Annotated in this window: 17 protein-coding genes; 9 read left to right on the forward strand and 8 right to left on the reverse strand. The window is 51.7% G+C overall.

All coding sequences use genetic code 11. From position 1 onward, the window contains the following. The first annotated feature begins 198 nt into the window (after positions 1–198). A complete protein-coding gene (locus tag CHB92_RS23765) occupies positions 199–609 on the forward strand; it encodes a nuclear transport factor 2 family protein (RefSeq protein ID WP_089321738.1) in 411 nt (136 codons plus the stop codon). Between the two features lie 236 nt (positions 610–845). On the opposite strand, the gene CHB92_RS23770 is transcribed toward CHB92_RS23765, so the two are convergent. Further along, the gene (locus CHB92_RS23770) at positions 846–1,886 is read right to left on the reverse strand and encodes an LLM class flavin-dependent oxidoreductase (protein ID WP_089321739.1); all 1,041 of its coding nucleotides are present in this window, start codon (positions 1,884–1,886) and stop codon (positions 846–848) included. A 420-nt stretch (positions 1,887–2,306) separates the two neighbouring features. Here CHB92_RS23770 and CHB92_RS23775 point away from each other — a divergent pair, with 420 nt between their 5' ends. Together CHB92_RS23775 and CHB92_RS23780 are read left to right on the forward strand one after the other, a co-directional pair. Next, positions 2,307–3,596, forward strand: coding sequence for a serine hydrolase domain-containing protein (locus CHB92_RS23775; protein WP_089321740.1), 1,290 nt, complete (start codon positions 2,307–2,309; stop codon positions 3,594–3,596). A gap of 69 nt (positions 3,597–3,665) precedes the next feature. Next, on the forward strand, positions 3,666–4,580 hold the full coding sequence (locus CHB92_RS23780) for a pirin family protein (RefSeq protein WP_089321741.1): 915 nt from the start codon (positions 3,666–3,668) through the stop codon (positions 4,578–4,580). A gap of 231 nt (positions 4,581–4,811) precedes the next feature. Here the strand turns inward: CHB92_RS23780 and rpiA are convergent, their stop codons facing one another. Next, positions 4,812–5,555: a ribose-5-phosphate isomerase RpiA gene (gene rpiA / locus CHB92_RS23785; protein ID WP_245842866.1), complete on the reverse strand. Its 744-nt coding sequence runs from the start codon at positions 5,553–5,555 to the stop codon at positions 4,812–4,814. Between the two features lie 448 nt (positions 5,556–6,003). Between rpiA and CHB92_RS23790 the strand changes: the two genes are divergently transcribed. Then, on the forward strand, positions 6,004–7,176 hold the full coding sequence (locus CHB92_RS23790; RefSeq protein WP_245842868.1) for a serine hydrolase domain-containing protein: 1,173 nt from the start codon (positions 6,004–6,006) through the stop codon (positions 7,174–7,176). Positions 7,177–7,464: 288 nt separating this feature from the next. Then, positions 7,465–8,856 (forward strand): alpha/beta fold hydrolase, encoded by a 1,392-nt coding sequence (locus CHB92_RS23795; protein ID WP_089321742.1) that lies wholly within the window; start codon positions 7,465–7,467, stop codon positions 8,854–8,856. Between the two features lie 192 nt (positions 8,857–9,048). On the opposite strand, the gene CHB92_RS23800 is transcribed toward CHB92_RS23795, so the two are convergent. The 3 genes from CHB92_RS23800 to CHB92_RS23810 are packed head-to-tail and all read right to left on the reverse strand — an operon-like array spanning position 9,049 to position 11,878. Next, a complete protein-coding gene (locus tag CHB92_RS23800; RefSeq protein WP_089321743.1) occupies positions 9,049–10,032 on the reverse strand; it encodes a DMT family transporter in 984 nt (327 codons plus the stop codon). Positions 10,033–10,070: 38 nt separating this feature from the next. After that, positions 10,071–10,958 (reverse strand): AraC family transcriptional regulator, encoded by an 888-nt coding sequence (locus CHB92_RS23805; RefSeq protein WP_089321744.1) that lies wholly within the window; start codon positions 10,956–10,958, stop codon positions 10,071–10,073. A 41-nt stretch (positions 10,959–10,999) separates the two neighbouring features. Next, the gene (locus CHB92_RS23810; protein ID WP_089321745.1) at positions 11,000–11,878 is read right to left on the reverse strand and encodes a helix-turn-helix domain-containing protein; all 879 of its coding nucleotides are present in this window, start codon (positions 11,876–11,878) and stop codon (positions 11,000–11,002) included. Positions 11,879–12,042: 164 nt separating this feature from the next. Between CHB92_RS23810 and CHB92_RS23815 the strand changes: the two genes are divergently transcribed. From CHB92_RS23815 to CHB92_RS23830, 4 genes are all read left to right on the forward strand, one after another. Beyond that, positions 12,043–12,441, forward strand: coding sequence for a DUF983 domain-containing protein (locus tag CHB92_RS23815; RefSeq protein WP_089321746.1), 399 nt, complete (start codon positions 12,043–12,045; stop codon positions 12,439–12,441). 362 nt (positions 12,442–12,803) lie between these two features. After that, entirely contained in the window at positions 12,804–14,255 is a 1,452-nt protein-coding gene (locus CHB92_RS23820) for a TolC family protein (RefSeq protein WP_245842870.1), read from the forward strand. A 29-nt stretch (positions 14,256–14,284) separates the two neighbouring features. After that, positions 14,285–15,493, forward strand: coding sequence for an efflux RND transporter periplasmic adaptor subunit (locus CHB92_RS23825; RefSeq protein WP_089321747.1), 1,209 nt, complete (start codon positions 14,285–14,287; stop codon positions 15,491–15,493). Between the two features lie 5 nt (positions 15,494–15,498). Continuing rightward, positions 15,499–18,624 carry an efflux RND transporter permease subunit gene (locus CHB92_RS23830; RefSeq protein WP_089321748.1) on the forward strand — a complete coding sequence of 1,042 codons (3,126 nt, stop codon included), beginning with the start codon at positions 15,499–15,501 and terminating at the stop codon, positions 18,622–18,624. A gap of 49 nt (positions 18,625–18,673) precedes the next feature. Here CHB92_RS23830 and CHB92_RS23835 read toward each other — a convergent pair whose 3' ends face one another. The 3 genes from CHB92_RS23835 to CHB92_RS23845 form a co-directional block, all read right to left on the reverse strand. Continuing rightward, the gene (locus CHB92_RS23835; protein WP_089321749.1) at positions 18,674–19,591 is read right to left on the reverse strand and encodes a DUF808 domain-containing protein; all 918 of its coding nucleotides are present in this window, start codon (positions 19,589–19,591) and stop codon (positions 18,674–18,676) included. 519 nt (positions 19,592–20,110) lie between these two features. Next, positions 20,111–21,211 carry a lysylphosphatidylglycerol synthase transmembrane domain-containing protein gene (locus tag CHB92_RS23840; RefSeq protein WP_089321750.1) on the reverse strand — a complete coding sequence of 367 codons (1,101 nt, stop codon included), beginning with the start codon at positions 21,209–21,211 and terminating at the stop codon, positions 20,111–20,113. A gap of 296 nt (positions 21,212–21,507) precedes the next feature. After that, positions 21,508–22,413, reverse strand: a complete 906-nt coding sequence (locus CHB92_RS23845; RefSeq protein ID WP_089321751.1) for a magnesium transporter CorA family protein — start codon at positions 22,411–22,413, stop codon at positions 21,508–21,510. Positions 22,414–22,512: the final 99 nt, after the last annotated feature.

Here is a 22,512-nt window from a genome sequence, read left to right on the forward strand (position 1 = left end):
GAATCGCAGAATTGCTACTCGATATGAAAAGCTAGCTGTCAGCTTCATGGCTATGGTGAAGCTGGCTTTCATTAGATTTTACCTGAAAAAGTATTTATCAGACACAGCCTAATAAACAGCCATTTATTTTGAACAAAATTAATAAAATATAGTATTAAAATTCTAGAGACATGTGTGGCTAAATAAAGGGAAATAACAATGGAAGTACTAGCAGAAGATCGTGTGGCAACGCTTCACAGAATTGTGCGTGCCTATGTAGCAGAAGGCCTCGCAAAAGGAAATTTTGATGCTATTCCCTACCATGAAGCGGTAGAGCTTCGGGCACCTCTTTGTCCGGGAGGCTCAGCCGTACCATTAAAGGGCAGGGAGCAACTTCGGGAAGTCTGGTGGAAGCCCCTGCCTGACTTGGTGGAAGCCTGTGAAGTGGTGGACAGTTTCGTAAATACGGAGCAGACGGCGGCGGCAGTTGAGTTTTATTGTTACCTGCGGGCGCCTAAGGTCAAGCTGCGCATCATGGATCGCTTTCAGATAGACGAGCAAGGACGAATTACGGCACAGGAAAACTTCTTTGACCCGAGGGATGTCACCCATCCAGGCTGGCAGCAGTAGGCAAAAATGAAAAGACAAGAAATACGAGATGTTGGTATGGCCGCATGCAGCACAGGGTTGTCCTCGAAAGCAGATAAACAAGGGTAGCAGGATTTGTTGCCTCGCAAGGGGCCTAAAGGCTAACACTAAAGAAGCACCCGGTATGCCAGCCCAATGAGCAGGGTCTCCAGTAACAGTAGGGAGGCGTTGCTCATTGGGCTGTTCTGTTTAACAGGTCTTGGTGTCACTGCTACTAGCTACTGTTGCTGCTCTGTTGCCTTCTTAACGGCAGGGGCTACCACCGTACCTAACAGCTCTATCGCGTGCATCACCTGTTTATGGGGCATCGTACCTACGCTGATGTGTAACAGGAATCGGGTATTCCCAAACAGCTCATAATTAAATAAGATTTTATCTATTACCTGTTGAGGGCTTCCTACGAGCAAAGAGCCTTCCGGAGTGCGCATCATGTCGTACTGCTCCCTGCTCATGGGAGGCCATCCCCGCTCACGCCCGATCTTGCTCATCAGGTAGGCATAAGGCTCGTAAAATTCATCAGCCGCCTGTTGCGAATTGTCGGCAATATAACCGTGCGAGTTGATAGCCAGCTGCCGTTTTGCAGGATTGTGCCCGGACTCCTGGTAGGTTTCTTTGTAAAGGTCCGTAAAAGGGACAAAGCGCTCCGGCATCCCCCCGATAATGGCCAGGGCCATCGGTAGTCCTTTGCTTGCTGCCCGTACTACTGATTCCGGTGTGCCACCTACTGCCACCCAGATGGGCAGCTCCTCTTGGTATGGTCTGGGGTAAACGCCGCGGTTATCTATCGATGGTCTGTGTTTCCCCTTCCAGGTTACCCTTTCACTCTTGTTTAATTGAATGAGCAGGTCCAGTTTTTCGGAGAAAAGGGAGTTGTAATCTTTCAGATCGTTACCGAAAAGCGGGAAAGACTCTATGAAAGAACCACGGCCCGCCATGATCTCTGCCCTGCCTTTCGAGAGCAGGTCTACATGGGCAAAATCCTGGAAGACACGGATAGGGTCGTCTGAGCTCAGCACGGTTACGCCGCTGGAGAGCTTGATGCTTTTGGTTTTAACGGCTGCCGCAGCCAGAACAACGGCGGGAGAAGAAACAACAAAATCAGGGCGGTGGTGCTCCCCAATGGCAAACACGTCTAGCCCGACCTGGTCCGCAAGTTCTATTTCTTCCACCAGGTTCATCATCCTTTCATGGGAACTAAGCAGCTTGCCTGTAGCGGGATCAGGCGTGTTTTCTACAAAGGTGGTAATTCCTATTTCCATAGTCAGTCTGTTCAGGGTTGTATACAAGCACAATAATATATTGTAACGGAAGCAAAAGCCAAATGGCCCTCCTTTTTCTGATCCTCTTTCGTGTTTTTGGTGTCCTGAGACAAGTACGTGAAAGGCTTAAGCTACCTGTACAGCCCTGCTTCACTGTTTCCGAGAGAGGTACTGGCAAGAATGTTTCCAGTAGCATATTGTTAGGAAAGTTCGAAATGCGGGTTTCCTGGCTGTGTAGCCTTAGCTTGTCTGAGAGAGGTGGAGGAGGATAAACAGTGGATGATGTGTGCCGGGCCGTTGATAGTCAAAAGAAACTATCGCGGTAACATACTGCAGAAATTACTAGAAATTAATATCTTGTTGTAGGAGGCAGAAGTTATGTTGGTCTCTTTGCTTTTCTTACACTGAAACCTGTTTTTTATGAAAAACCTGTGCACCGCCCTGCTTTTAACCCTAGCGCTTTCAGCACATGCGCAGACAAATTCCATCCAGAAGTCGAAGCCCTTATCGGAGGGGGCACCGGAAAAGGTTGGTTTATCCCCCGAACGCCTGGGGAGAATAGATGCCATGCTGCAGGAAGCCGTCGCGGAAGGGGATGTACCCGGCGCCGTTGCTTTAGTAGCCCGTAACGGGAAGATCGTCTACTATAAAGCCTTTGGCATGGCAGACAATGCGTCGGGACGAGAACTGAAGCGGGATGATATTTTCCGGATCGCCTCGCAAACCAAGGCCATAACGGCCACTGCCGTGATGATGCTGTGGGAGGAAGGGAAGTTTCAACTGGATGACCCTATCTCCAGGTATATCCCGGAGTTCAAAAGTCCACAGGTCCTGAAGGGTTTCCATTACAACGATACGAGCTATACCAGTGTGCCGGCTGCCAGCGAAATTACTATTCGGCAGTTGCTTAACCATACCTCTGGTTTAGGGTACGGAGCCATAGACGGGGATGAGCGCATGAAGATGATCTACCACAAGGCGGGGGTGACCGACCTGTTTACCACAGAGAACATCAGTATTGAGGAGAGTGTCAAAAAGCTGGCGAAGCTGCCCTTGCACCACAACCCCGGCGAAAAGTTTACATACAGCGAAGGATTGGATGTGCTCGGGTACTTTGTGGAGGTGATGTCCGGAATGCCCTATGACGAGTTTCTAAGAAAACGCTTGTTCGAACCGCTCGGCATGAACGACACCTGGTTTTACTTGCCAGCTGATAAAGAGAAACGCTTGGTATCGGTGCAAAGACCGGAGAATGGGACGTGGCAACGCTACCCGGTTACTTTTTATGACCCGGACTACCCAATTAAAGGCGCAAGACGTTTCTTTTCAGGTGGGGCCGGGCTCTCGAGTACGGCAAAAGATTATGCTACCTTCCTGCAAATGTACCTGAACGGAGGCGAACTAGACGGGAAACGCTACCTTAGCCGCACTACGATTCAGGCAATAATGGGTAACCAGATAGGGGACCTTTGGAAAGGAAGTGGACAACATTATGGCCTCGCCTTCGAGGTTCAGAACCAGAAAGGGCAGGACATGGGAGGCAAGGGCAGTGTGGGTACCTTCAACTGGGGCGGTTACTTCAATACCCAGTATTTTGCAGACCCGAAGGAAAACATTATCGGCATCTTAATGAAGCAGACACAGGGCACAACGGCTGATGAGACAGGCTGGAAGTTCCGCCAGTTGGTGGGGCAGGCCGTGGATGATTGAGGTTCTCTAAAAATGCACCGGGCTGTTTAAGCAATATTTCCGTTTAGACAAGAAACAACAAAGGTTATTATGCTGGACCTCGTCATAGAAGCCCGTAAAGCATCCATCGGGCCGGGGATGGACGTGCGAAGGATTCTCCCATTCCGCCTGCGCAGGATGGTAGGCCCTTTCATTTTTATGGACCATGCCGGGCCGGTGGATGTACCGCCCTCCTCAGCCACTTCCATGGATGTACTGCCGCATCCGCACATCGGCTTGTCCACTGTGAGTTATTTATTTGGCGGCCAGGTTACGCACCGCGATAGCTTAGGTGTGCAGCAGGTTATACGTCCGGGAGAGGTAAACTGGATGACGGCTGGCAGCGGCATTGCGCACTCGGAGCGGTTTGAGGACCCGGCGGCACTGGCGGGCGGTAAGTTGGAGATGATCCAGACCTGGGTGGCCCTTCCGGAAAAAGACGAAGAAGCTGCTCCGTCCTTCAAAAACTACACTTCCCAAGAACTACCCATTTTTACGGATACCGGGGTGTGGATGCGGTTGATAGCGGGTAATGCTTTTGGTTTGAAGAGCCATGTACATACCCACTCTCCGATGTTTTATCTGCATGTGATACTGGATCAGGGAACACGTTTTGGGCTGCCCACCGGGCATACAGAGCGGGGCATTTATATAGCCAAAGGAAGTGTGGAGTTTAGTGGGAGGACCTATGCAGCGGGGCAAATGCTGGTCTTTAAAAAGGGAGTAGGTCCTGTGATTCATGTGAAAGAAAACACAACATTAATGCTGTTGGGCGGAGAACCGCTGGGAGAACGGTTTATCTGGTGGAACTTTGTATCCTCCCGGAAAGAGCGAATCGAACAGGCCAAGGCCGACTGGAAGGAGGGGCGGATTCTCCTGCCTCCTACAGATAACCTGGAGTTTGTGCCGCTTCCGGAGGATCGCTCCCGGCCAGCCGGTAGTCCTTCTCCCCAGGCGCTTTCCTAGGTTAAATGTAGCAAAAGAAGTACTTTGAACGAGAGACTGTAGTTGGCAGGTCATTCTTTTTCTACGCTGGCGTTTTAAAGTGGAGGTCTCACAGGTCATGCGTATACTTCTGCCAGCGTAGAAAATACTGGTTTCCCTTAGTACAACAGTTCATGCTCTAAGCCCCTTTACCTCCTAAGCCAGGTACTGCAAGGACGAAGCTTCCAGCTTCAGAAGTAAAATAATCAATCGCTATTCTATCAGCCTATCTTCTATACGCCCATCCTGGTAACCAACAATTAACCTGGAAACCATGGGTTGGAGGAACAAACCGCTTTCCACTACCCCGGGAATGCGTGCTAACCGATCATGAAGCGAGGAAGGGGCAGTGATCGTAGGGAAGTTGCAATCGGCAATTAAGTTGGAATTATCCGTAATAAAATCTTTCCCGTCTTGTTGGCGGATGCTCGTTAAGCAGCCCAGGCTGCTTAACTGCCCTAAGGTCAGTTCTGCTGCAAATGGTATGATCTCCACGGGCAAAGGAAATTCCCCTAGTGTATCCACTAGCTTTGTTTCATCCACCACCACTATAAAGTGGCGGCTGTTATAAGCAAGGATTTTTTCCCGTACCAGGGCACCACCACCTCCTTTTATGAGGTTTACCCCGGCGTCTACTTCGTCTGCGCCATCTATCGTTACATCAATAAAGGAGAACGCTGAAAAATCAGTTACCGGTATGCCTACTTCCTGCGCTAGTTGTTCTGATGCCACAGAGCTAGCCACCGCCCTGATTTCTAGTCCGGCTCTGACTTTCTCTCCCAGTGCCTTAATTGCCCAACTGGCTGTAGAGCCAGTGCCAAGGCCTACCACCATGCCGCTTTCTACGTGCGCTACGGCTTTTTCTGCTGCTAATCTTTTTGCTTCCATGGGTACCGTGCTATCGGGTTGTTGTAGCGTTCTGCTACTGTTGCTGTCTGTTTGGATACTTACGGTCATTTTGGTGCAGGGTACAGGTGCCTTTTTTAAGGCTTTTCTGTCCTATACGGCTAGGTCGGCTGCCGCCACAGAACTATTAGGGAAACTTGCTTAGCGGATATGGGTAGGCACCGCCAGGAGATTTCCGGACTAGCTGAATTTGGCGTAGTCCTTCGGTTGAAAAGTACTATTATACATACCTACGCCTGGCGCTTTGCACATGCTAAGGGAAACAGGAGACAGCCAAAGACTCCTTTTAGAAAAGCAAGAATTAAATGTCCTGCCTTACTTTATGAATAAGGCAGGAGGGCCACGGAATGGGTACTTTTTGTTTTTACCGCGAATAAAATTTTTAAAAGTTTAGGCTGAATTACTGAAAACAGCAGCTTATATTAGAGCTCATTTTCGGTTGGTGGTTTCAGGTATGGCCTTTCTAAGAGTACAATTTCTTTTGCTTAAGTGCATCGTAGTGTCTGTTTTATGTTTTATCCCGCTTTCTTGTCAGGAATCGGGTACTGGTAGTCTGCTTGGCAGTTTGTTGATCGACAGGGACAGCAGGCAGGAGGTAGCCATTCCGGCTTCGTTTACCCCGGCCAGTGCCGAGAAACTGGGGCATCAGGTCGACTCCATCTTTACTTATTTGCACAAGCGAAGGGGCTTTAACGGCACGGTGCTGTTTACAAAGTATGACCAGGTGATTCATAAGAAGGCCTATGGCTACGCCGACTTTTACCGTAAAGACAGCCTGACCACCGAGACGGCTTTTCAGCTGGCTTCGGTGTCCAAGCAGTTTACGGCTATGGCCATCATGATGCTGAAAGAAGAGGGCGAACTGAACTACGACGACAGCGTGCAGCAGTACATTCCGGATTTCCCCTATAAAGGGATTACCATCCGTAATTTGCTTACCCACCGGTCTGGCCTGCCGAACTACACGTATTTCAGCGATGAACTTTGGCCTGACCGTAAAAAGGCGATAACCAACGATGACGTGCTGAACCTGATGGCGGTGCATCACCCCCGGATCTTTTACAAACCAGATACGCGCTTTGACTACAGTAACACAGGCTATCTTTTGCTGGCCTCGGTGGTAGAGAAAGTCTCCGGGATGCCCTTTGCCGCTTTTATGCACGAAAACATATTCGAGCCGCTGGAGATGACGAACACCTTCATGTTCCATGACTTAACCGAGCGGACCGGAAAAGTAGCTACCGGCCATAACAGAAACAGAAACAAAAGGACCTCTGATTACCTGGATACCGTGCTGGGCGACAAAGGCATGTACTCTACGGTAGAAGACTTGTATAAGTGGGACCAGGCCCTCTACACGCAAAAACTGGTAAGGTGGGAAACCCTGGAGGAAGCCTTTACCGGCACCCGGACAGAAAAAAAGAAGAACGACGATGAGGATTACGGGTTTGGCTGGCGTATCAAACCCCTCGAGAATGGTGACACTGCCGTATACCACGCTGGCTTATGGCATGGCTATACCACCTACCTGTTACGAAACCCGAAAGACCACAGTGCCCTTATCATTTTAAGTAACCTGCCTAATGGCAGTCTGCAGTACTTAAAAGAGATCAGAAGCTTCCTGTACCCTGCCCAGCCTCTTACTGTCGCTGCCAAAATGAAGCAGGGGTAAGCAGCTGGTGACCGGTTATAAACGCGGATAGGTCAGTCGTGCATAAAAAGAAGAGCCTAACCTGCGCTAGGCTGCTTCCCATGCAGGCTTTCAGCCCAGCCAGGTAGGGAAGATTAGTCCTGCTTCGATCTGATAGCAAGACTGTTACCTATATTATGCGAGCGCACAAGGGCACCTCATGCCAGGAGCGCCAGGAATGAGAAATCTTGCTGATGTAGAAGCTGGTACAAGCCAGGTAATTAGCTATATTAGCGTAGTTCGATTCCTCAACACTACCTTATCCATACTATGAAAAAAGTAATTGTATTAGTCTTAGCGGCCTGTGCCCTAAGTTTGTCTGCCGGTGCCCAAAACCTGAAGCGCAGGCCCTTTCTGGGAGTGCAGATTGCCCCTGTTACAGACTCCTTGGCAACGGCCTATGGCATGACGTCTGCGGCAGGAGGCAGAGTGGTAGCTGTGATTCAGAACAGTACAGCCGCAGCCCTCCAATTGCAGCCCAATGATGTGATCCTTAAGATCAACGATACCAACATTCAGACTTTCATGGACGTGGTGGCGCAGGCCCGTCGTTTTACTACCGGTGAATCCCTGCGGGTGCACGTTATCAGAAATGGAAAGGCCTTGGTGTTGAAGGACAGGGTGAAGGAAATGCCCCGGGAGACAGACCCTAATGCAGCGGTTGTTTACGATGAGGTAAAAACAGCTCATGGCTATACCCGGATGATTGTAAAAAAGCCGAAGGGGAAAGGCAAATTCCCAGCGGTGTTCTTTTTGCAAGGCTATGGTTGCAACTCAGTCGACAACCTGCCCCCTCATGATCCGCAGCAGAAACTGATGGATGGCCTGGTGACCAAAGGGTATGCTGTCTTTAAAATGGACAAGCCGGGTGCCGGTGACAGCCAGGGCAGCGCCCCCTGCACCGAGATCGCCTATCCTGAAGAGCTGGCCGCCTTCTCGGCTGGCTTAAAAATGCTCAAGAACTACGATTTTGTAGATACCGATAATGTATTTTTGTTCGGACACTCCTTAGGAGCTAACACAGCCCCCATTATAGCCGCGGACTCCAAGGTAAAAGGCATTATAGCCTATGGCGTGGCGGGCAAACCTTGGTATGAGTACATGCTGGATGTGTTCCGGGAGCAGCGCGCGGCTGTGGGAGAGGACCCGGTGCAGATAGATGAGGACATGAAAGTGCTCGGGCCACTAACCTATGAGCTGATGATCCTGAAAAAGTCGCCGGAAGAATTGCTGAGGAACCCGGCCTACAAGCCGTACCTGGAGCAGAGCTTTGATTATGATGGCAAGGACCATCTGTTCACACGCCACTATTCTTTTATGCAGAGCATACAGGACACCCCTTACCACAAGGCCTGGCGCGACGCGGATACGAAAGTGCTGGTTATTTACGGTGGGGCAGACATAGCCTCTATCAGTCCGAAGAACTCGGAGTTGTTGGTTAGCGCAATCAATGCCATGCATCCTGGTTCGGCTACCTATCAATTCTTACCAGGTACCGACCATAGCTTTATCGAAGTAGGTACGACGCAGGACCTGTTGCGCCTGCAGCAAAGTGGGCAGTTTGGGGCTTACGCCCGCGAAAACTTTAACGCAGAACTGGTAGAGCAAGTGGATAGCTGGATAAAACAAACGAGGCAAAGCCCGCAGGCTGGCGGTAAGTAAAGTACAGGGCTTACTCCGTGCAGGGGAGTTAAAACAAAAGGGCTCTCTTCTGGAGAGCCCTTTTGTTTTTCGTGTTGAAACGGTAGGTAAATGGCACAACAGACAAAGCTGCCAGTACGAAATTATTACTTTTTGCAGGTCTACTTCTTTGCTTGTCATGATCACGGGGCAACCCTTCTGCTGTTACTCCTCTTAGATCTGGTTAGGGCTTATATCAGGTTCAGCTATCTGCAGTACCTTCTGCCGTGAAGGGATGCTGTAAAGGACGAGTCCGAAGACGACGAGCAACATGCCAACGTTCCCGATCCAGTTGGGCCATCGGATACCCAGCAGGAGTACTTCACCTATCACCGTGAACACTATCTCAATGGATTGTGTGGCTTCTACTGCTGCAAGGGAGGTAGCATCCAGCCGGGCCAGGTGCATGGCCCTGAAGAACAGGATGCAACCTATCACGCCGGAGCTAAGCGAGATCAGGAGCACAGTCAGGAGCTGCTCCTGGCCAGGGAGGCCTGCCTGCGAATAGCCGTACCCCATCATGATAAGCTGAAAGGGAAAGCTGCCCAGCGCTGTTCCTGCTACCCGCTGGATGGCGTTGAGTGGATGCTTGCTTTCTTCCACATAAAGCAACAGCTTTCGGTTGGCTAGCGGCCAGGAAAAAGCAGCCAGCATCACCAGGCCCACGCACCACCACAACTGCTGCTGGCTATAGCTGCCATTCTTTTGGCTCCACTGCATACAGGCAATGCCCGCCATGATCAGGAGGGAGAGGAGCAGGGCTTTTACCGGTATTTTGGCGCGGTGGTCCTTGTACAGGAAAGGGGATAGCAGGATACCAGCTACGATGGTAAACTGGAAAGCCCCTGCCACCAGCCAGCCCGGGCCAAAGGAAGCTGCGAAGGTCAAAAAGTAATAGGATAGCCCAAAAGCCACCCCACCCCATACAAGCCACACCTGCAGGTTTTGCCGCATCACCCACAACAGGTGCTTTAATTGCCCCTGTGCCGAAAGCAGCAGTACAAGCAAAAGCATGAGGAAAAAGGAGCGCAAACCCGTTGTCCAGGCCCAGTGCCCGCCCTTTGCCGAGAGGAAGCTGTTCAGGACATAGGTAGCACTGAAAAACACGCAGGCCAGGGAGCCAAGGGCAATCGCTTTTGTGTTGCTGTTTCTTTGCATTGTTTCGTTCTTTCTGCAAAGCTACAGCAGTGCCCTAATCAGCTAACAGGACTTTCTGCGGCAAGAATGGCACTTTCAGAACCTCCGCTTCTTATTTGTGTGGGGGTAAGCCCTGTCATCCTTTTAAAGAAGCGCACGAAGTAGGAAGCATCCTCGAACCCGAGCTGATACGCAATCTCTTTTACGGACAAGCTGCTGAAAAATAACAGTCGCTTGCTCTCTGTTAGTAGCCGCTCATGCTGCATATCGGCCACCGTGGTGTGCAGGTATTGACGGCAGAGACTGTTCAGGTGTTTTGGGGTAATGTCGAGGGCACTGGCGTAAAAGCCAACGCTGCGATGTTCCCGGTAATGCTCCTCTATCAGACTGCTGAGGCGGTACAGGCGCTCGCTGTGCCGGGTGGGCGTCAGTTTGTTTATTTGCACCTGGCACTCCCGGAGCAGGTACTGCAGCAAAATATAGAGGTAACGCGAGAGGATGCCCATGTTCGGCTGTGGCTCCTGTAGTTCCTTGATCATCAGGGTTATGAGCTCCCCAAAGATTGTCTTCAGTTTGTCCTGCAGGTCCAGGTAAGGGTGCTGGTATACAGCGCTGAAAATGACGAAAGTATCGTGCGCCCGCATGCCTGTCTCCTGCAAAAACCTTTCTGAGAACGACACCAGCACGCCTTTCTCCTGTTTCGATTGCCGCTGGTGTGCCTGCCCGGGCCGAAGTAAAAACACCCTGTCGGCCTGCAAAGGGTAGCGCTGGAAATCAATGAGGTTATCGCCACCTTTCGTCTCCTGCACATACATGATCATGTAGGCATCGTGGCTGTGCGGCACTTCCGACAGCTCGCTGGCGTAAGTTTCCAGGGGCATAATGGTTAGGGCCTTTTGGTTTAGCAGGTCCTGTATAGGGAGCGGTTTTGTTTCGGCGCGCTTCATGCTAAATAAACTAAAAAGAGGGGTTCCAGGGTTGGCTAAAACTACTTGTGAGCGGCTCTGAACTGCTCTGGCGTATAGCCCGTGTGCTTTTTGAAGAAGCGGAAAAAGTAGGTGTTGTCGAAGTACCCTAGTGCTGTCGCTATTTGCGAGGCCGTTAGCTCGGAGTGTACCAATAGCCTTTTAGCTTCCAGTAAGGTGCGGTGTTGTATAAGTTCAATGGTCGTTTTGCCTAAGGATCTTTTACAGGTCTCGTTCAGGTGCTTTGAGGTAACATGCAAGCGGTCTGCATAAAACCCTACAGGAGCATGTTCCTTGTAATGCAGGTCAATCAGCCTTTCCAGGTGCTGTAAAAGAGCATGCGCTGTGCCCAGCACTTCTATTTTGTTTTCCTGAGCCTGATAGATCCGTGCCAACTCAATCAGGAGTACGTCCAGGTACCGGCTGAGCATCTCGTCTTTCATCAACTTCTGGTCCTGATGCTCTTGCATCAGTAGATGCAGGCTTCTCATAAGCCTGCTTTCGTCTTCCCGGGCAAGGATAAGAACGGGCTTGTACAGCAAGGCATTGAAGAAGGGGAAATCAAACAGCTTTCGATGGGGATGCTCCCTGGCATAAAACTCCTGAGTCAGGAAGATGACGAAGCCATCCGCATCATTGGACAGTTTCCAACTGTGTACCTGGCCCGGAATCATAAAGAAGACGGTACCCGGCTTTACCTCATATTCCTCGAAGTCAATGGTATGGGTGCCGGTACCCTGCGTTACGAAAAGGAGGATATAGAAATCATGCTTGTGCGGCTCCCGGATGAACAGGTGCTCCTGCAAATGGCTGGAGAAGGAACTACAATAGAAGTATTGCTCTTTCTGGGCCCGTGCATTGAAGTCCTGAATCTGGTAAATAGGTAAGTGTTCCTTCTGCATAAGCGCTTTTTACGGAGCCCAATTTAGTAAATGGAACACGAAAAGGCGCCGATAAAACACCTGAGACCCCAAAGACTTCTAAAAAGTACAGTAAATAGGGCCTTTTGTCCCGTAAGTAAAGGGAAGGGGATCCGTATCTTTGTCGCTTGAAAAAAGGAAAGCAAATGAGCCAGAAAAAATCATTGTTGTATGGCATTGCAGCCGTGAAGTGCCCCAGGTGCCGGGAGGGAAACATGTTCCCCGAAGGTACCCTGTATAGCACTAAGTTTGCAGACATGCACGAGCACTGCCCTTGCTGTGGGCAGTCTTTTGAGCCTGAACCAGGATATTATTATGGTGCCATGTATGTGAGTTTCGCCATTAACGTGGCTATCTTTTTAGTTTCCCTGTTTCTACTCTACCAGTTTATGGAAGAAGTAACCATGGCCATGATGATCGGGGTAGTGGCTGTTGTAGTGGTAGGCTTTCTACCGATCATCTTCCGCTTATCGCGGGTGCTGTGGATCAACATCTTTATCCGGTATGAAGGCCCCTGCAACCAGATTCCCAAGAAAGTGCATTAGTAGCTTTGTGAACACTTTAGACTAGCAAAGCCCTCCAGTAACAAGGAGGGCTTTTTTTATGCTCACATAACCGTGTTCTTTTTTAAAAAACGTTTCCGATCGAACCGGATAATCCTGTTTAGTAGACGGAATAGACATTTGGTATAGGACAGGGCCGCTGGAGTGGTCAAATCAAACAAGTAAACAAAGCCGTACTCAAGCGTATACAGGGGGTAAGAGCAACGGGTTAACCTTCAGAGCTTTTGAGGGGTAGGGAGTATGCACCATCACGCTGTGGAATTCGAACAGGAGAAAACCCATGCTCGCTAAGGCTCGTGCCTTCTGTATAGAAAGCCTTATCTGCTAACGAAATTAAGGAAGTATTGGAAAACAGCACCCCTGCAGACAGTCCAAGCAAAGACCGGGCACGCGCTATGCCTGGCCTTTTCACCCTATGCTGCTGTACTATCCTGTGGTTAACAGCTTGTTCCCGCAAGGTGGCCGAAGTGCGTCTGCCTTATGATACCCCTGAAACTTTCTCCCTGGCCGGCGAGACCGAGGTGCCGGACCTGTGGTGGCTGGCCTTCGACGATCCCTTGCTTCATATGCTGGAAGACTCCGCCTTTGCGTCCAACCTGCCTTTGAAGATCGCCTGGTACCAAGTGGCGGAGGCTGAGGCATTGGTAGACATTGCCTCGTCGGCAAAGGTGCCTGATATATTCCTACAGCTCCAAAGCGGAATTAGCCGCCCGGAGCCGGACTTTGTAGGAGGAGAGAATACGCAGCTCTCTTTAAGGGCCGGCTACGAGGCAGATTTGTGGGGGAGGATCAGGTACAGCGTTCATGCCGAGGAGTACCGGTTTATTGCCAATTACTACGACTACAGAACTGCGGCCGTCACGCTTTCGGCAGAGGTAGCCCTGGCGTGGTACAGGCTGAAGGCCACGAACATACAGCTTCAGCTGGTAGAGGAGCAACTGGAAACGAACGAACAGGTGCTGGCCCTCATCAGAAACAGGTTTGCCAGCGGACAGGTAAGGGGAGTCGATGTGCTGCGGCAGCAGCAGCTTATCGAAAGTACGAGGCAACAGGAGATAGCCCTTGAGCTGCAAAGAGAGTTGCTTGAAAATCAGCTGTCCATACTGCTTGGTCAGGCCCCCGATGCGCTGTTGGAAGCGCCCGCAGAGTTGCCTGCGTTACCGCCGCTGCCCCTCACGGGCATCCCTTTACAGCTAGTGAACCGGAGGCCTGATGTGCTAAGTGCTTTTTACAGGCTACAATCTGCCGACAGGGAAGTGGCTTCGGCCATCAGCAATAAGTACCCGCGGCTGAACTTCTCGCTGAACGCGGCGGTCAGGTCCAACTCCTTAACCGGTTTATTTGAATCACAGGCTATCTCGCTGGCCAGTAGCCTGCTGGCACCCGTATTTTATGGAGGAAGGCTGAGGGCGCAGGTAGACCGTGCGGAAGCCGTGCGGCAACAGTTGCTGTATGATTATGGGCAAACCGTCCTGCTGGCGTTCCAGGAGGTAGAAAATGCATTGATCCGGGAAGTAAAACAAGTGCAACGGATCGAAGTAATTCAGGAGCAGGTAGAGCTGGCAGAGAAAGCCTTTGGACAGCTGCGGATAGAGTACCTCAACGGCACAATCCCTTACCTCGACGTGCTGGTTACCCTCAACCAGCAACAACAGCTCCGCCGGGACCTTGTGGAGGCGAAACTAAACTTGCTGGAAATAAGAATAGCCCTTTACCGGTCGCTGGCAGGTGGTTTTGAAACAGAGTTGGAAGAGCTGATGGAGGAAGAACTAGAGGAAGAGCTGGAAGAGCTGTAGCGCCGGCTGTAACTAAACGATTCACGCAGATGACTAAAAAGAAAACCATCCTAATCAGTGTAGCTGTGCTGCTAGTAAGCGCTGTGGTTACCTTGTTTGTGTTTATGACGGAGCCAGAGGCACAGCGCGAGGCGGCCACTAAAAAGACGGCTATGCTGGTGGATGTGGTGGAGGTAAACAGAGGCGACTATACACCCACTGTCATCGCCACGGGATCCGTGCAGGCGGCGAAAGACATCACCTTAAGTCCGCAGGTAGGAGGGGAGATCATCAGCGTTTCGGAGAACTTCATCCCTGGTTCTTTTGTGAAAAAAGGAGAGGTCCTGCTTCAGATCAACCCGGCTGACTACCGGAACGTCCTGCAACTGAGGCAGAGCGACCTGCAGCTGGCCAGAACGGAGTTGAGCGTGGAGATGGGCCGGCAGAATGTGGCCCGGAAAGACTTTGAGCTGATCGGGGGCGACTTCTCTCCCGAAGACAAGGCCCTGGTGCTGCGTAAACCACAACTGGAGGCGGCCAAAGCCAATGTGGCGGCGTCAGAGGCTGCTGTGAGTCAGGCCCGGCTCGACCTGCAGCGGACCACCATCAGAGCGCCTTTTGATGCCCACATTATCAGTAGGGATGTCAACGTCGGCTCTCAGGTAGCACCTGGCGCTGTGCTTGGGCGGCTGGTCGGGATGGATGAGTATTGGGTCGTCGCTAACGTCCCCCTTTCTAAAGTGAACTGGCTCTCCTTTGCAGAAAATGAAGCGACAGGCGCCTCTGAGGTAAAGATAATAGACGACACCAGCTGGCCCGAGGGGGTGTACCGAAAGGGAAAGCTGTTCCGGCTGGTCGGGGCCCTGGAGCCCCAGACCAGGCTGGCACGCGTACTTATTGCTGTGCCGGACCCGCTGGCACGCATGGCCCGTGCTGATACCGTTCCGCCTTTGATGATCGGCACTTTTGTGGAGGCTCACATCGAAGCCCGGGAGATACAGGACGCCATCCGGCTCAACCGCGACTACCTGCGAAAGGATGAGACGGTATGGGTCATGGAAGACGGCAAGCTGCGCATCCGGGACGTGGAGATCCTGTTTCAGGATGCGGAGTACGCTTACATAAAGGAGGGCCTCTCAGACAGGGACCGGGTGGTTACCACAGACCTGTCGACAGTGGTGGAAGGGGCAGGCTTACGGACAGAAAAAGCGGGCGCACCTGCAGGAGCAGCCCAGCAGGATGAGGGAGTACAGGACTAAGCAGCATGGAGAAGAGAAACAGGCCAACCGAAGACACGCAGAAAGGACCCATCGCCTACATGGCGCGGAACCCTATTGTTACCAACCTCCTAATGTTTATGCTGATTGGGGGCGGGATCTGGACCATGTTCAACATTCAGAAAGAAGTGTTTCCGCAGTTTCAGCTGGACATAGTAGAGGTAAGTGTGGTTTATCCCGGTGCGGCCCCAACCGAAGTGGAGCAGGGGATTCTGCTTCCGGTGGAGGAAGCGATACGAGGCGTGCAGGGGATAAAAGAGGTAATCTCCACGGCCTATGAGGGCTCGGGCACCGTTACGGTAGAGTTGGTGGCAGGTACCGACAGGATGAAAGCCTATCAGGAAATTGATCAGGCCGTTAACCGGATACAGACCTTCCCGGATGATATAGAACAGCCCCAGGTAAGGCTACAGGACCAGCAGCGGGACGTACTGGGCATCGGGCTATATGGGGACGTGGATGTCTGGACGCTCCGCGTGTTGGCAGAAAGGCTGCGCAACCGGCTGCTGAGCAACAATGAAATCACCCAGGTAGAGATCGGTAACGTGCCTGACTTTATCACCCACGTGGAGATACCGGAGCACCGCCTGCGGGAGTACAACCTCACCTTGGGCCAAGTAGCCGACATCATCCGTCAGTCGAGTGAGGATGTGCCTGCCGGGGCCATCGAAACACAGGCAGGGGAGGTGTTGCTGCGCATGGAAGAGCGCAAGCTCTGGGCAGAGGAGTTCGGCAAGATCGATATTGTCTCCTCAGCGTCAGGCGCTACTGTGAAGCTGGCGGATATAGCCGACATAACGGATGGATTTGAAGAGGTTGGTTTTCACGGGCAGTTTAACCAGCAGAATACCGTAGACCTGGAAATCTACCGGATCGGGGACCAGTCTCCCCTGGAGATTGAAAGGGTCGTCAAGGACATTTTAAAGGACTACGAACAGTCGCTTCCGCCGGGGGTGAAAGTGCGCATCGAAAGCAACCGGGCAGAGGACTACCGCGAGCGCTTGTCGCTCTTAACGGAGAACGGCCTGCTGGCCATCGTGATCGTGCTAGTGATCCTCGGCCTGTTTCTGGAGTACCGGCTGGCATTCTGGGTGATGATGGGCATGGTGATCTCCTTTATTGGCGCCATGGTGTTCTTACCCCTGGTGGACATCAGCATCAACATGATCTCCATGTTTGGCTTTTTGATTGTGCTGGGCATTGTGGTGGATGATGCCATTGTGGTAGGAGAGAACATCTACGACTACCGGCAGAAGGGCTACAGTTACATGGACGCCGCCATCCTGGGAGCCAAAGACGTTTCTAAGCCGGTCGTCTTCAGTATCCTGACCACGATTATGGCCTTTATGCCCCTCCTCTTTATTCCGGGTGAAACAGGCAAGTACTGGTGGCCCCTGCCGGTGGTGGTGATCGTGATGCTGACGGTCTCGCTTTTTGAGGCACTTTTTATTCTGCCTTCCCATGTGGCCCACAAGCCCAAGGAAAACACCTCGAAGGTGGTACGGAAGCTGGAGCGGGGGCAGAAGTCCATTGCCGATGCCTTTAACCGCTTTGTCAGCCGCTTCTACAAGCCCTTCCTCGACCTTTGCCTGCGCAACCGCTACATTACCTTAAGCAGTGCCCTTGCCCTGTTGCTGTTGGTAGGTGGCTATGGCTACAGCGACCACATGGGCATGGTGCTGATGCCGGAGGTAGCAGCAGATGAAATTGAGGCGGCAGTCCGGCTACCGGTGGGCACAACGACAGAGCAGGCCGCCAAAGTAGCCCAGGAACTGTCCAACTCCACCCAGCGCATGTTTGAGGAGCATAACCTGTACGAAGTAGCGGAGGGAATCAAAACCAACGTGCGCGGGAAGAATTTTATAGACGTGGAGGTGGTCATGAAGCCACCGAATGAAAGAGACATGAGCGCCAAAGAACTGATCGCCCTGTGGCGTGATGAGATTGGCGACATTGAGGGGGTGGACCAGATCACCTTCGAGGCAGAAAGGGGACCAGGAGGTGCCCGCCAGGACATAAGCGTAGATTTGAGTCACACAGATATCAAAATGCTGGAGCGTGCGAGCCAGGCTTTTCTGGAGCGGGTAGAGGCTTTTGAGGAAACGCGCGATGTAAGCGACAATTACAACATGGGCAAAGTACAGCTGGGCTTTGAGCTGTTGCCTGAAGGCCGGAGCCTCGGGCTCACCCCATCCGGTGTCGGGCAGCAGGTGCGCGATGCCTTTTACGGAGCCCTGGCCATGCGCCAGTTGCGGGGCATCAACGAAACAGAGATCCGGGTGAAACTGCCCCGGGAGGAGCGGAAGGACATGCATAACCTGGAGGACTTTATTATCCGGGCACCGGATGGTACGGCAGTTCCCTTGTTAAACGTGGTGAAGGTAGCGGAAGGGGAAACATTTACCAATATTAACAGGAGAGACGGACGCCGGGTGGTGAACGTGGGCATGGATGTAGAGCCGGCAAGCGCCCAAACCCGCGTGCTAAAGGCCCTGAACGAGGAAGTGCTCCCACAGCTGCGCGCCGACTTCCCTGGTATTACCTGGACGTACGAGGGAAGCCAGGCCGAGATGAGGGAGTCCACGAATGCCCTGTGGTCCGGGTTTGTGATCGCCTTGCTCCTGATCTTTGCCTTACTGGCGGTGGCACTGGGCAGTTACGTGCAGCCCCTTATTGTGATGCTGGCCATCCCGTTTGGGGTGGTGGGCGCTGTGATTGGTCATATCATGCTGGGCTACGACCTGTCGCTGGTTAGTTTAATGGGCGTGATCGCCCTGTCCGGTGTGGTGGTGAATGATTCCCTGATCATGATCGATTATGCAAACAAGCACAGGGGAGACCTCTCCGCATACGAGGCCATTCATGAAGCAGGCACCAGAAGATTCAGGCCCATTGTGCTCACCACCCTCACGACCTTCGGCGGCTTAACCCCTATTATCCTGGAAACGTCCAGCCAGGCCTTTCAGCTGATCCCGATGGCCATTTCGCTCGGGTTCGGGATTATCTTTGCCACCTCCATTATCCTGGTTATTGTGCCTTGCCTGTACATGATCCTGGATGACCTTGTGAAGGTAGCAAAGCCGAAGTCGGACCTGGTCACAGCGAGCGAATAGAGAGGGAAAAATTTCTGCAGGCACCTAAGCCTGGGGCTCTGCGCAAGCCTTAAAAAAGCTTGCGTACGGCAACCACAATTTTCTCTATGATTGCTCCCAAGATCAAGCCTCCTACAGCGGAGACCAAAACCTTGGCCAGCCAGGCGAGCGCGGGCAGATGGGCCAGGGCCTCTTCCAGATTATGCAGCGCATGACTTGTAAAAGGGATGTTATGCGCTATGATTTCTGCACCCACCCACAACATGGCCGCCGTGCCGACATAGCCCAGGATGCTTAAAAAGTGCGGCATGAATTTTACGATACCCTGTCCGATCGCCCTGATGCGCTGATGATGGTTCTCTTTGGCCATGTGCAGCCCGATATCGTCCGCCTTTACAATTAAGCCTACGAACCCGTATACCGCCACAGTGATAAAAACAGCCACGGCCAGCATAACGGCAATTTGGGTAGCCAGGGGTTTGTCCGCCACAGTGGCATAGGTAATGGCCACGATCTCAGCAGAAAGGATCAGGTCGGTGCGGACCGCACTTTTAATCCTGGTCTTTTCCAGTTCTTCCGGTGTGATTACTTTCAGATCTTCCCCTTGGGTGTTATGCTCATCAGCATGGTGCCTGGCAAACATAGAATGGACTTTCTCATAGCCTTCAAAACATAAAAAGGCACCGCCCAGCATCAGGATTGGGGGAATGGCCCAAGGCGCAAAGAAGCCGAGGATCAGCGCCGCCGGGCTTAAAAGAACAACCTTGTTGATCAGTGACTTTTTAGCAATCTGGAAAATGATCGACAGCTCGCGCGAAGGATCGAGGCCCACCACATATTTGGGCGTCACGGCGGTGTCATCGATGACAATGCCGGACACTTTACCCGTTGTTTTGGAAACTTGTGCGGGAACATCGTCCAGGCTTGCTGCGCTAACCTTCACCAGGGCAGACACATCATCCAATAAAGCGAGAAGTCCTGTAGCCATTTTGTCTATGCTGCTTTAAAAAGGGGTAAATTTTTTTCGTTTCGCGGTGTCCAGGACCAGTGCTTTACTCAGGTAAGCCATGCCTTTTATAAATCGCCTACCATGCCCCGGTTAGTATCGGCAGGCACCTGTAGGGCTTGCCTGTGCTTTCTCAGCTGATGTAAGAACCAGCCGCCAGGCAATTGATCCTACCGCTTCAGCAGGCTATATTACAAAATATATTTATTACTCCACTTGAAGGCGCAATAATTCGTTCGAAGTTGAAACAACTGATGGACTGCATGCCTGATTTGCCTTGACGATGCTGCTGCCAAAAGGGCGTTACAAGTCATGGTTCAGTTAGGGCGAAAGCCGCCCTGTTATTTGCCCGGAAATGCAGGCAGCTTTAAGACAGGATAAGCAACCCACATCTGTGGGTTGTGTAACGGGAGTGCTCTCAAGGCGGATAAAACTCTCAATAGCTGACGCGTATAGAGGCTATGGTTTAAAGTAGCGAAACCCGTTCTTGCCCTCAGACATTCAGGCAGAAGGGTTTTCTGTTAGGACCGCTTCCTCTGTGGCTTTCTCTTTTTCTGATTTATTACTTTTACTAAAAGCATAGGCTGCCCAACGGGGAAACACAATGGCGCCGATCACCAGGTAGAGGTAATATGTAAGCAGGCGGTAGAGCAGGACGATAACAGTGGTAAAACCGCCTAAGAACATGCCAAAGAAGGCCGGGAAGGCAATCTCTGCAAAACCAGCAGCGCCCGGCGTTACCGACATCATCAAGATCACCTTGTACACAAGGTTCCGGGCAAACACGAGGAGATGCTCATCCGCCGACAGGTAAGTAAAGGCTGCGATCATACAACCGATGATCGTATAGCGAGCCGTCCAGACAAAGAAAGTAGAGACGCTTGCCCTTGCCCAATAGGAAAGGCTTTTGTTGCGCATGTGCCTGGAGGCCAGCAGCAGTTCATTGGCATGGTTAAGGAGGCTAAGGCGCCACCTTTTCATAAACTTTACCGTGCTAATGCGGATCAGTAGCCTCTTGATGCCTTTGGGGTTAAAGAACAGCGCATAGGACATTAAACCAGCGTAGAGGGAGACAAACACATAACTGACGATGATGGCTATCTCCAGGCTGCTACGCATGGTAGGGGTAAGCGCATCCAGGGCAGGCATGGCGGCCTCCTGCGCCAGCAGAAACACGACGGGCACTGCCAAAACAAAGTACAGGTTGTCCAGAAGAACCGTTACCATCACTTGGGCAATGGACTTCCCCAGCGGGATGTTCTCCTTGTACAGAATAAAGGCGGCCACCGTAGAGCCTCCTACAGCAGAAGGCAGCGCACAGGAGGCGAACTCCCAGAGCATAATCACTCTAAAGCTCTTTTTCCAGGACAAGACTTTATCGGTGATGTAATGAATCCGGTAGATGTAGCCCAGGTCGCGGATCAGGAGCACCAGCAGGGTGATACCCAGCCATGGCAGGCTTGCCTGCAGCAAAGTCTGCACCTGCTCCGGTTCATAGCTGCGGTACAGCATGTAGCCTACAACACCTAAGCCAAGTGCTGCCGGAAGCAGTATCCTGCGTGCAGAGAACTGCCGCTGCAGTTTTTGTTCATTTAAAGCCATCCTCTTTTCTTTCTGTTATTGTAGCTAAAAAGCTCTTTTCTTCTCCTGTACTGGCCTGATGCTGTGACGAACAGTTCCTGTGTGGAAAAACTGATCACGCTCCTCTGTCCCAAAAGTATACTGAAACGCTATTCGTTCTCATAAAGTGTTTTGCTTCGCATAAGTATTTTTACGGGAGAGCTTCTTATCCAGTAGCTTACTTTAACCAAACTTAGTGCCAGCTTAGGAGCTAAAAAAGCCTGTTACGCAGCGCTAGCTCTTTTCAGGAATCCTTTCTTTTGAAATGCTCGAGAGCACTAGGATAACCACCCTTTCCTGCGGAACCACAGGTAAATGCAGAGGGTCACCAATAACATAACGGCAACTACGGCAGGGTAACCGTACTTTTGCTCCAGTTCGGGCATGAATGCAAAGTTCATCCCGTAGATTCCTACAATAAAGGTGAGCGGCAGGAAAAATGCAGAGAAGATGGTGAGCACCCGCATGACGTCGTTTGTCCGTTGGGAGGATAGCGACAGATAGGTGTTGATCAGGTTGTTGGTGCCGTCGTTGATCTCGTCAAATTGCGTCTCCACGTGCACGTAAAGGTCCTTCAGGTCCTGCACCTCGGTCGGCTGGAATCCCTTTAGGTGCAAGTTGCTTAGGATCACTTCCGATAAGCGGAGTACGCGCCGGCACACAGTAGCTTTGCGCTTCAGGTGGTAAAGGCCTTTGGTAAGCGGGGGCATCCTTTGGTTCAGAAAAGTCTTTGCCTCATAGTAGTCGAGTTCCTCTGCCAAGTTGCGCGCCGGCTCCTCATAGGTCCTGAAGGTGGCCTTAATAAGCTTAATAAGTAAATCCGCGGATGCTCTGACCTGCCCTGTGTCTACGTATTTTTCTTTTACCTGCTGGATCAGGTCGGATGGGTTGCGGTGAATGGTGATGATGTATTTCTCAGAGAAGAAAATGGCGATTTTGTTCGTGAGTTCCTGTATGGTGTCCGCCTCAAGGTGCGCTTTCTGGTCATAAATGCGGGCAATCATAAAGGCCGTCTCCCCAATAGCCTCAAACTTTGGCAAGTGCTCCGGTTGCAGCGAATCTATAACAGAAGCGCGGTGCAAGCCATACTGCAGGGCCACCTCCTGCAACTCCTCCTCAGAGGGGCTTTCCAGGTCTATCCACTCCCAGTCTGCTCTTGCTCGTGGTGTTAACGTTCTTTTCATTAATTGTTGGTCGTAAGGTGCTGTAGGGTGCGCTCCAGCTAAAAAGCTATCTTAAATATGCGCAGGTAAGAGCGGAAAACAAGAAGGGACGAGTTAAAT

The organism is Pontibacter ummariensis, assembly GCF_900188175.1.
GTDB classification, from domain to species: Bacteria; Bacteroidota; Bacteroidia; order Cytophagales; family Hymenobacteraceae; genus Pontibacter; species Pontibacter ummariensis.

Excerpts from the sequence above, each read along its gene's own strand:
- CHB92_RS23805 (WP_089321744.1), bottom strand. The coding sequence starts at position 10,958 with ATGAAGCGCGCCGAAACAAAACCGCTCCCTATACAGGACCTGCTAAAC.
- CHB92_RS23815 (WP_089321746.1), top strand. The coding sequence starts at position 12,043 with ATGAGCCAGAAAAAATCATTGTTGTATGGCATTGCAGCCGTGAAGTGC.
- CHB92_RS23840 (WP_089321750.1), bottom strand. The coding sequence starts at position 21,211 with ATGGCTTTAAATGAACAAAAACTGCAGCGGCAGTTCTCTGCACGCAGG.
- CHB92_RS23835 (WP_089321749.1), bottom strand. The coding sequence starts at position 19,591 with ATGGCTACAGGACTTCTCGCTTTATTGGATGATGTGTCTGCCCTGGTG.
- CHB92_RS23845 (WP_089321751.1), bottom strand. The coding sequence starts at position 22,413 with ATGAAAAGAACGTTAACACCACGAGCAAGAGCAGACTGGGAGTGGATA.
- CHB92_RS23795 (WP_089321742.1), top strand. The coding sequence starts at position 7,465 with ATGAAAAAAGTAATTGTATTAGTCTTAGCGGCCTGTGCCCTAAGTTTG.
- CHB92_RS23765 (WP_089321738.1), top strand. The coding sequence starts at position 199 with ATGGAAGTACTAGCAGAAGATCGTGTGGCAACGCTTCACAGAATTGTG.
- CHB92_RS23830 (WP_089321748.1), top strand. The coding sequence starts at position 15,499 with ATGGAGAAGAGAAACAGGCCAACCGAAGACACGCAGAAAGGACCCATC.
- CHB92_RS23770 (WP_089321739.1), bottom strand. The coding sequence starts at position 1,886 with ATGGAAATAGGAATTACCACCTTTGTAGAAAACACGCCTGATCCCGCT.
- CHB92_RS23800 (WP_089321743.1), bottom strand. The coding sequence starts at position 10,032 with ATGCAAAGAAACAGCAACACAAAAGCGATTGCCCTTGGCTCCCTGGCC.
- rpiA (WP_245842866.1), bottom strand. The coding sequence starts at position 5,555 with ATGACCGTAAGTATCCAAACAGACAGCAACAGTAGCAGAACGCTACAA.
- CHB92_RS23825 (WP_089321747.1), top strand. The coding sequence starts at position 14,285 with ATGACTAAAAAGAAAACCATCCTAATCAGTGTAGCTGTGCTGCTAGTA.
- CHB92_RS23780 (WP_089321741.1), top strand. The coding sequence starts at position 3,666 with ATGCTGGACCTCGTCATAGAAGCCCGTAAAGCATCCATCGGGCCGGGG.
- CHB92_RS23810 (WP_089321745.1), bottom strand. The coding sequence starts at position 11,878 with ATGCAGAAGGAACACTTACCTATTTACCAGATTCAGGACTTCAATGCA.
- CHB92_RS23775 (WP_089321740.1), top strand. The coding sequence starts at position 2,307 with ATGAAAAACCTGTGCACCGCCCTGCTTTTAACCCTAGCGCTTTCAGCA.